This window comes from Staphylococcus sp. AtHG25 (assembly GCF_003217445.1).
Taxonomy (GTDB): Bacteria; Bacillota; Bacilli; order Staphylococcales; family Staphylococcaceae; genus Staphylococcus; species Staphylococcus haemolyticus.
This window is the reverse complement of record NZ_QJSN01000028.1, coordinates 1-9,488: the sequence shown is the minus strand read 5'-3', so window position 1 is coordinate 9,488 and position 9,488 is coordinate 1. Positions and strand designations below refer to the sequence as shown.

Below are 9,488 nucleotides of genomic sequence, written 5' to 3'. Positions count from 1 at the left end.
CGACTATTTGCCTCAACAACAAAAAAAGAGATTAAACAACCTAAGGTTGCTTAATCTCAATATTTGGACTCATCAGTCCGATTTGACGTAGAGCCTAAATATATAGTAGTTTAATTCGAAACGAATAACTTTAATTGGCTTAGTATTAGCATGTCATTTTACTTTGACTCGGTAAAAGCATTGATGACTTGCCCTAATAGACGATTGAGTTCATGTACTTCATCATTACTTAAAGAAGAAGCATTCGCGACTTTTTGAGATGCATCGCTTAATTCAGGTTTGATTTTTTCGCTTTTCTCAGTAAGATGAATAAATACTTCACGTTGATCAACTTCAGATCGTTCGCGTTTGATGAGGTCAACTTGTTCCATTCTTTTTAATAAAGGTGATACAGTACCAGTATCTAAAGCTAGTTCTGTAACTACCTTTTTAACATTTACAGGAGATTCATCCCATAAAATACTTAGCACTAAAAATTGTGGGTACGTAAGATTGTACTTTTTAAAGACTTTATTTGAATAGTAGCGATTAACTTGTCTTTGTGCATTGTACAAACTAAAGCAGAGTTGCTCTTTCAAATTATGTTGTTCAGACATTAAAGTTCTCCTCCAGACATTCTATCCGTCTCTCTATGTTTCGGATTAAATTTTGTCTATGTTGTATAAAATATAACTTGCAACACACTTCGTCTCAATGCCATGCTAAAATTAAAGTATGTTTAAATTTTAGAAGATATTTCTATTTTAATCAAGTGTAATCTAAAATAAATACATATATTATCATATTCAAATTAATTTTAAAAAGAAAAGAGATTTTAAAATGATAAATAATAAAAATGAAAAAATATCAATTACAATCGTAAATGGCTTTTTAGGAAGTGGTAAAACTACATTTCTAAAACATTATATAGAGCAATTATTAAAAAAAGATGAGAAAATAACAATTATAATGAATGAATTTGGATCTTTTGACGTTGATAGTTTATTACTTGGAAATGATGTTTCCATTCATTCATTAATTAATGGCTGCGTATGCTGTGATTTAAATAACGATTTAGTTAACCAATTGAAACAGTTGATTGATCAAACAGATACGAGTCATATTCTTATAGAAGCAACTGGTTTAGCGCATCCCCTTGAGATTTATTCGGCTTGCCAAGACCCTACAATAATAAAAAATATTCATGAACCAACAATTATTGGTATTGTAGATGCACAAAGATTCACTAAAAAAGAAGTCTATAGTCCTTCAACAACTCAGTTATTAGAAGAACAATTACGTTATAGTGATACGATAATACTAAATAAAACTGATTTAATAGGTGAAGAAGCACTTAACGACGTTAAAGAAAATTTAAATAAACTCAATCCACAAGCGCCTATAATTATTACCACTTATAGTCAATTTAATGATGAACAAATCAACGGTAAAGTGATTCGACATAATGAAATTCAGCATAAACATACACATCATCATGGGATTCAGTCGATGCAGTATACATTTACAGCAGCAATAGACCGTCAGTTATTTTATCAATTTATTATGCGTTTGCCAGATAGTGTACTTCGCTTAAAAGGATTTGTGAAGTTTAGAGATCTACCAGAAGTAACATATGAATTTCAATATGCAATGGGCTTACCTGATTATGGCATTATCGATAAAGACGTACCGATGACTATCGTTATCATTGGAGAGTCATTAGATACAGATAGATTACGTAATCAACTTGATATGATTCAATTCACATAATATCGTTTTGTCACAGTTATGACATAGGTGTTTACTTTTTTATGTTTTATAATAAAAATAGGAGGGTTTGACCATGAATAACGAGGATAAACGTACGAAGCAAATTCGTTTTGAATTTAGATGTATTACGATTCCTTATACAGTTTTTGCTATTATTGTACTATTGTTTAATATATTTTATACTAACATTAAAGTGACAATGGCTTTATTTGGACTCTTTTTTGCATACAATTTAGGTATTTTATTCATAGCTTTTATTAATCGCTTCAAACGAACACTTATTTTATCTTTAATTTTGACTGTTTTGAGTGCGGCTACATTCTTTACGCTATTATATGTGTTTGGCTTAAATCGTGAAATTTTTGGTTAAATAATTTTGTTAAGAATGACATAGACTTTGTGATAGTCAATAAGACATTATCACAAAGTTTTTTTATGCTTAAAATAATATGAAAAGTGAATATTTTGTGTATTTTGTCATATTCCATCATCGTTGAAGCGCTTTCTTGATATACTGAATTTGACGAATTAAGGGAGTGGTAACTATGGAAGAAGTGCAGGCTACACAGGAGAATAACAACCTTTTAAAAAATAAAAAGGAAAAAAAGAGTAAAAGTGGTTATAAGCCATTTTGGATTATTATAAGCTTTGCCGTTTTATTAATTATCTTGTTATTACCAACACCAGCAGGGTTACCAATAATGGCAAAAGGAACACTTGCCATCTTAGCGTTTGCCGTTATTATGTGGGTAACCGAAGCTGTGACGTATCCAGTATCAGCAACAATGGTTTTAGGTTTAATCATTTTAATTTGTGGATTTAGTCCAGTCCAACAACTGTCAGAAAAACTAGGTAATCCAAAAGAGGGAGATAAAATATTATCTGGCGCAGATTGGTTAGGCACGGGAAATGCATTAACGCATGCCTTTAGTGGATTTTCGACATCTGCGGTTGCATTAGTAGCAGCGGCATTATTTTTGGCAGCAGCGATGCAAGAGACGCAATTACATAAACGTTTGGCTTTACTAGTGCTATCAATTGTAGGTAATAAAACACGTAATATTGTTATCGGTGCAATCTTAGTTTCAATTTTACTAGCTTTCTTTGTTCCTTCAGCAACTGCAAGAGCGGGTGCAGTTGTACCAATCTTATTAGGTATGATTGCCGCATTCAAAGTATCAAAAGAAAGTAAACTTGCATCACTTTTAATTATTACAGCAGTCCAGGCCGTTTCGATTTGGAACATTGGTATAAAAAAAATATTGTAGCTACTAATTTTATTAATCAGAACTTAGGACACGATGTGTCATGGGGAGAATGGTTCTTATATGCTGCACCATGGTCTATCCTTATGTCAATCGCATTATTCTTTATCATGATGAAAGTGATGCCACCTGAACATAAAGAAATTGAAGGCGGTAAAGAATTGATCAAAGAAGAATTAGATAAATTAGGACCAGTCTCTTTTAGAGAATGGCGTCTGATAATTATATCTGTGTTATTACTTTTCTTCTGGTCTACTGAAAAGATTCTACATCCTATAGACTCTGCGTCCATTACTTTAATTGCTTTGGCAATTATGTTAACACCTAAAGTTGGTGTTATTACATGGAAAGGTGTAGAAAAAACAATACCTTGGGGAACAATTATAGTATTTGGAGTAGGGATTTCACTAGGGAATGTACTATTAAAAACAGGCGCTGCACAGTGGCTGAGTGACCAAACCTTCGGACTTATGGGGTTACAACATATGCCACTCATAGCTACTATTGCTCTTATAACACTATTTAATATCTTGATTCATCTTGGGTTTGCGAGTGCAACAAGTTTATCTTCGGCGCTTATACCAGTATTTATATCACTTACAGCTACATTACATTTAGGTGATCAATCGATTGGATTTGTTCTAATTCAACAATTTGTAATTAGCTTTGGTTTCTTATTACCCGTTAGCGCACCACAAAACATGCTTGCTTATGGTACGGGTACATTCACAGTTAAAGACTTCCTAAAGACAGGAGTACCACTAACTATTATTGCCTATATCTTAGTAGTTATATTTAGTTTGACATATTGGAAATGGTTAGGATTGGTTTAAAGACTTTGGTATACCATTAAGTCGAAACATAAAGTTTCTGATTTTAATTATTGGAAAAAGGGTAAAGTTAATGAATCTTTAATAACGGGAGTGAAATGATGACTATAGGTGTAATACTAAATCGCGTTTTCCGAATTAATAATAATCCTTTATTTGAATATATTCATCAAAATAAAGAGGATATTGAGAAATGCTACCTCATTATTCCACAGGAAATATTCGAAGAAGATGACACAGACATGAAAGCAAATTATTATTTTGGTGTAATGCAATCATTTCTAAATGACTTAAGACAGTATGATATTGAACCCTTCTTGTTAGACTATAGTGATTTAGGAGATTTTTGTGAGGATAAATCTATCAGTGAAGTTATTGTTGCTGGCGATATTATGAGTTATCATCAAGAAAGTTATGATATTCGTCATTTAAAAAAGGCTTTTAACAAGCACAATATTACAGTTACCACAGTGTGTGCCAATCACTATTTCAAACCAAGCGCTACGATGAACAAACAAGGGGAACCATACAAAGTGTTTACCAGCTTTTATAAGGCACATCGTTCCAAACTAAGAAAGCATGACTCTTATGCCTATAAATTAAAAGGCTTGTCCGATTTATTCGTGAAATCTCAGCAAAAGTTAAACCAAGATTATTCGAAGTTTGGTCTTTCAGAATCAAAAGCAATTAAAAAATGGAATGATTACATAGAACAAGACATACAAAATTATGAAACCAATCGTGAATATTTGCCTGAAGTCTTAACGAGTCAGTTAAGTATCATTTTAGCTTATGGCATAATAGACATTAAACAAATTGTTACTCAATTGTTAGAGCGTTATGAAGAGGACGAACATAATATTGAACAGTTTATACGAGAATTGATGTTCAGAGAGTTCTATTATGTGTTAATGACACAATATCCAAACACAGCTCATGAGGCATTTAATGAAAAATATCGTGACATTAAATGGGAGTATAATAAGGATGAATTTAAAAGTTGGTGTGAAGGACATACTGGTTTTCCAATAGTTGACGCAGCAATGACTGAACTAAATCAAACTGGATTTATGCATAATCGTATGAGAATGGTTGTTTCACAGTTTTTAACGAAAGATTTGTTCATTGATTGGACTTGGGGTGAGGATTATTTTAGAAGAAAATTAATCGATTTTGATTCCGCATCAAATGTACATGGTTGGCAATGGTCTGCATCTACAGGAACAGATGCTGTTCCTTACTTTAGAATGTTTAATCCAAGTCGTCAGAGTGAACGATTTGATAAAGATGCTTTATACATTAAAACGTTTATGCCACAGTTAAATGATGTTACTCCTAAATTATTACATGAACCTATTAAACATGAAGCGGAGTTAGAACAAGAAGGTATTAAACTAGGTCAGGATTATCCAAAACCACTAGTCGATCATAAAGAAGCAAGAGATCATGTTATGTCAGTATTTAAACAAATATAAAAAATAATTGGAGTGAGATAGCAATCAAATTAAATGCTGCCCCACTCCAATTTACTTTTGTTAGAAGGGAGTGGGGCAGAAATAATATTTTCCAAAATTTATTACACCCCAGCTTGCTTAGCTTGTAGATTTTCTTGTTGAAAATCTCTTTGCTGGGGTCCCGCACCCCAGCTTGCTTAGCTCGTGGAATTTCTTTAAGAAATTCTCTTTGTTGGGCCTCCGCATTCAACTACGTTTCATTATCTATATTAGAACTACTTACGTAAATGTGTGAACACTTACTTTCACCAAGGTTTTGAGTGTTATTTTAAGGCAAATAAGCATATATATACGGCTACGTATTCTAAGAAAGTAACCAAATACATATATTTTAATCGTAGTTTGACATTTAATGGCACTTCCCATTTAGGATAACGGCGTTCATAATAAAAAATTTGAACGAGATACAAACCAATACCAAGTGGTAATAACATAAGGATAATACTATGTGTCATACTAAAACCATTTTTATGAAAGAAATGTCCAATAATGAGTTGTAAAGCAATAATAATGATTAGAAGAATCAAAATGTGCCAAATCATTTTGCCACTCTCACTCCTTTCACGAATATAATGATTACGGTTTGTAGTAATACCATAAGTAAAATAAATGTTAAGGATTGTGTATTTAAAGATGCAATCACCTGATGAATAATAGTGAAAGGTTCAGTGATCAAATGAACAGTATGGAATCTCAAAAAACGACCCATATAAATGCCCAAACCATTTAAGAACATAAGAACTACAATTAGGGTACGATTTAGCCATAAGTTTGAAGTGAAATGCATCAAATTTATAAATATAAGAATCATACAATACATTGCTAAAAAGACGCCCAATAATAGGTAAGTAAAATACAGCCATTCCATAATATTTAATTGAACATAAAAATCAAATGTAAATTGATTTAAATGAATTAAATCCGTTAGCATATAAAACGTATTAGGCACTAGCAATACAAAAATTAAACCAAATATTAAAAATAGTGGCCATTCATATTTTTTTCTTGGCTTAAATAATCTTAATAGTAAACATAACTCAAATGGTATATAAGCTAAAAAGAGGTTTAAACTCATAAAATTAAAAACACGTGTTTCAAATAGTGAGAATGTGAAAAGTATTATGAAATATATTCTGGCAATATAACGCGAAGTCATGTTATACACTACTTTCTTTGAAAAAATAAGAGTTTATTTTAGTTAGTCAATGATTAATAATAAAGGTTACCTAAATGGTAATCAAATATTTAAGCATTATGTTTATCTAGTCAAAAGAAATTTAAAGATATAAAACGCTATTTTAATGTAATAAATGAGGAATACATATAATAACCCATATATGCATATCTAAATATGTCATCTATGGGCTAATTTAATTTATATAATTGCATTAAGGTCTTAATAAGTTCAATCCAGTTTCTTCATCATGTGTACGATTAACATCTAAGTTAGTCATTTGAATTACTATTTCAGCCGTAGCTGATACAACAGCTTTCGTTAAATGACCACTCAATGTTTGGAAATCATGTGTTCCGAATGTTCCATGTAAATGCGCAAATGGTTTATCATCAATATGTGAAATATTGCCAAGTAAACTTGTTAGTTCTAAAGCTTCATTAACTTCACGTGCTTCATATTTTTGAGTGTCTAAATTGTAAAAATTCAACGTTACGTTGTCACATGCGCCTATACCACTAACTGAACCGAATTTCATTTCTTGCTCCACAGCAAATTGTGTTAGGACTTCTACAATATCTTCGCCTTTGTCTAGCACTAAAAGAAACGTTTGACCATCTTTATTATATTTCATCATCGTCACCTCAATTTGATAAGTTACCTACATTATACTAGCCAGTAAGTTTTATTGCTTAGAATTTAAATCTTACTATTGTAATATAGAAGTTAAATAGTATACAATGTCCTAATATTATGTAATTTTCAACTATATTATTAGACGTAGCTCATTTATATTTAATCAGAAGCGTGATTAAAATTGATCTTCAATGAAATGATGAAATTTACCAAACAAAAAATGAAATGAGGTGTCATCATGAAAAAACAATTATTTACATTGTACTTCAATATTTTCTTAATCTTTGTAGGTATCGGATTGGTAATACCTGTACTCCCCGCTTACTTGAAAGATTTAGGTCTAAAAGGTAGCGACTTAGGCATATTGGTAGCAGTGTTTGCCTTATCTCAAATGATTATTTCACCATTCGGTGGTACGATGGCTGATAAACTTGGAAAAAAATTAATTATTTGCATTGGTCTAGTTCTATTTGCCATATCGGAGTTTCTATTCGCTATCGGTCATCATTTTCCTGTATTAATCGCTTCTCGTATATTAGGTGGTTTTAGTGCAGGAATGGTAATGCCTGGTGTAACTGGTATGATTGCAGATATTTCACCAGCTAAAGACAAAGCCAAGAACTTTGGGTACATGTCAGCTATTATCAATTCAGGCTTTATTCTAGGTCCAGGGATTGGCGGATTTTTAGCGGAATTCTCTCATCGAGCTCCATTTTACTTTGCGGGAACTTTAGGTGTATTAGCATTTATCATGTCTTTATTATTAATTCATAACCCACGCAAAGAAACAACTGAAGGATTCCATTCAATCGAACCGGAAGTATTTACAAAAATTAACTGGAAAGTATTTATTACGCCAATTATTTTGACATTAGTACTGGCATTTGGTCTATCAGCATTTGAAACATTATTCTCACTTTATACATCTGAGAAAGCCAACTATACACCACGTGATATTTCAATCGCAATTGTTGGTGGTGGCGTAGCAGGAGCGGTATTCCAAGTCTTTTTCTTCGACAAATTTATGAAATACATGACTGAATTAACCTTTATTATCTGGTCATTACTCTATTCAGCGATTGTACTTGGTTTATTAATCTTGTCGCATAGTTATTGGACGATCATGTTTATTAGTTTTATCGTGTTCATTGGATTCGATTTGATTCGTCCAGCACTTACGAACTACTTCTCTAACATTGCAGGTAATCGTCAAGGTTTTGCGGGTGGATTAAACTCCACATTTACTAGTATGGGGAACTTTGTAGGTCCATTAGTAGCAGGCGCTTTATTTGATGTTAACGTGGAATTTCCTTTATATATGGCAATCATAGTTATGTTGTTCGGTATCGTGATTATTTTTGTTGAAAAAGCACTGCAAGCAACGAGACGTCGAAAACACACAACGAAGTAAAGACCATAGAATAGATAAGTAAGAGATAATATGAATATTAAATGAAATAGGCAATGACATCATTCGTTTTTAATTGAAAAATTGACGATGTCATTGCTTGTTTTTACATTTATGTTGTTAAATTGTAACAATATAGCGTCGATTATTAATAGAAGTATTACAAAGATTACAGTTATTTTAAATTGCAGTCTACATAATTATTTTTACTCTATATATATGTTAAGATAAATAAAAATTTAGAGAGAGATGTGGGTAAGGAGATGAATTTAAAAAACATACTTTTAGGTATGGTGGCTGTAATTTTATCGTTATGTCTAGCTTTCTTATTATTTATAGCTACAAACCAAAATGCCTTAGCTAAAGTGCATCAGACAATTTCTACATTTTCAAAGATGAGTAGTGTCTCTGCAACTGAAAAAATGTTAGATATTACTACAAGTCACACAGCTAAAGCATCAGAGAAAAATTCCGATGAACGCAAAATGGAAACACACTATAATAAAATAGATTCCACTTCCCATGACAATGCAAATAGTAATAAGCATGAATATTCTTCTGAAGAATGTAGAATAATTGCTCAAAATTATACGAATCATCAATATGGTAAAGTGGTCAATTTAGAACGTAGTGGTGAAACGAATCAAGATATTACGTATCAATTGAATCCAAACCATCAATCACAAAGTAGTAATATTGCAGTAAATAAAACGGGTAAAATAGAAGCCTTATCTAATAACGCACAATGAGCGCGCCTTTTCTTATAATAGGAAGAGCGCTCTTTTTATTTTTCATAGAAAGCGTAGTAAGATTATAAGGCTCTATAATAAATTGGACTGATGACTAAAAATCATCAGTCCAATTTTTATGTTTGAATACAAAAATGGCACAATTACCTCTATAATTATTAGC

9 protein-coding genes and 1 pseudogene are annotated in these 9,488 nt (G+C 31.8%); 6 read left to right on the top strand and 4 right to left on the bottom strand.

Going from position 1 to position 9,488, the window contains the following annotated elements; translation table 11 throughout:
• Positions 1–158 precede the first annotated feature (158 nt).
• On the bottom strand, positions 159–596 hold the full coding sequence (mgrA, locus tag BDW31_RS11940) for a global transcriptional regulator MgrA (RefSeq protein ID WP_110709676.1): 438 nt from the start codon (positions 594–596) through the stop codon (positions 159–161).
• Between the two features lie 223 nt (positions 597–819).
• Between mgrA and BDW31_RS11935 the strand changes: the two genes are divergently transcribed.
• From BDW31_RS11935 to BDW31_RS11920, 4 genes and pseudogenes are all read left to right on the top strand, one after another.
• Positions 820–1,749 carry a CobW family GTP-binding protein gene (locus tag BDW31_RS11935; RefSeq protein ID WP_053024931.1) on the top strand — a complete coding sequence of 310 codons (930 nt, stop codon included), beginning with the start codon at positions 820–822 and terminating at the stop codon, positions 1,747–1,749.
• 73 nt (positions 1,750–1,822) lie between these two features.
• Complete coding sequence (locus BDW31_RS11930; RefSeq protein WP_037536459.1) at positions 1,823–2,119, top strand: hypothetical protein; 297 nt, start codon at positions 1,823–1,825, stop codon at positions 2,117–2,119.
• Between the two features lie 175 nt (positions 2,120–2,294).
• Positions 2,295–3,847 (top strand): annotated as a pseudogene (locus tag BDW31_RS11925) (SLC13 family permease).
• 98 nt (positions 3,848–3,945) lie between these two features.
• On the top strand, positions 3,946–5,319 hold the full coding sequence (locus BDW31_RS11920; protein ID WP_053024930.1) for a cryptochrome/photolyase family protein: 1,374 nt from the start codon (positions 3,946–3,948) through the stop codon (positions 5,317–5,319).
• A 302-nt stretch (positions 5,320–5,621) separates the two neighbouring features.
• On the opposite strand, the gene BDW31_RS11915 is transcribed toward BDW31_RS11920, so the two are convergent.
• The 3 genes from BDW31_RS11915 to BDW31_RS11905 all read right to left on the bottom strand — a co-directional run bounded on the left by BDW31_RS11915 (position 5,622) and on the right by BDW31_RS11905 (position 7,166).
• Positions 5,622–5,900: a hypothetical protein gene (locus BDW31_RS11915; RefSeq protein WP_053024928.1), complete on the bottom strand. Its 279-nt coding sequence runs from the start codon at positions 5,898–5,900 to the stop codon at positions 5,622–5,624.
• Positions 5,897–6,514, bottom strand: a complete 618-nt coding sequence (locus tag BDW31_RS11910) for a DUF1361 domain-containing protein (protein WP_053024927.1) — start codon at positions 6,512–6,514, stop codon at positions 5,897–5,899. Before BDW31_RS11910 ends, BDW31_RS11915 begins: the two co-directional genes overlap by 4 nt.
• A gap of 232 nt (positions 6,515–6,746) precedes the next feature.
• A complete protein-coding gene (locus BDW31_RS11905) occupies positions 6,747–7,166 on the bottom strand; it encodes a PPC domain-containing DNA-binding protein (protein WP_053024926.1) in 420 nt (139 codons plus the stop codon).
• 240 nt (positions 7,167–7,406) lie between these two features.
• On the opposite strand from BDW31_RS11905, the gene norA reads away from it, so the two are divergent.
• Together norA and BDW31_RS11895 are read left to right on the top strand one after the other, a co-directional pair.
• On the top strand, positions 7,407–8,579 hold the full coding sequence (gene norA / locus BDW31_RS11900) for a multidrug efflux MFS transporter NorA (RefSeq protein ID WP_053024925.1): 1,173 nt from the start codon (positions 7,407–7,409) through the stop codon (positions 8,577–8,579).
• Between the two features lie 260 nt (positions 8,580–8,839).
• Positions 8,840–9,325, top strand: coding sequence for a hypothetical protein (locus tag BDW31_RS11895; protein WP_037548440.1), 486 nt, complete (start codon positions 8,840–8,842; stop codon positions 9,323–9,325).
• Positions 9,326–9,488 lie beyond the last annotated feature (163 nt).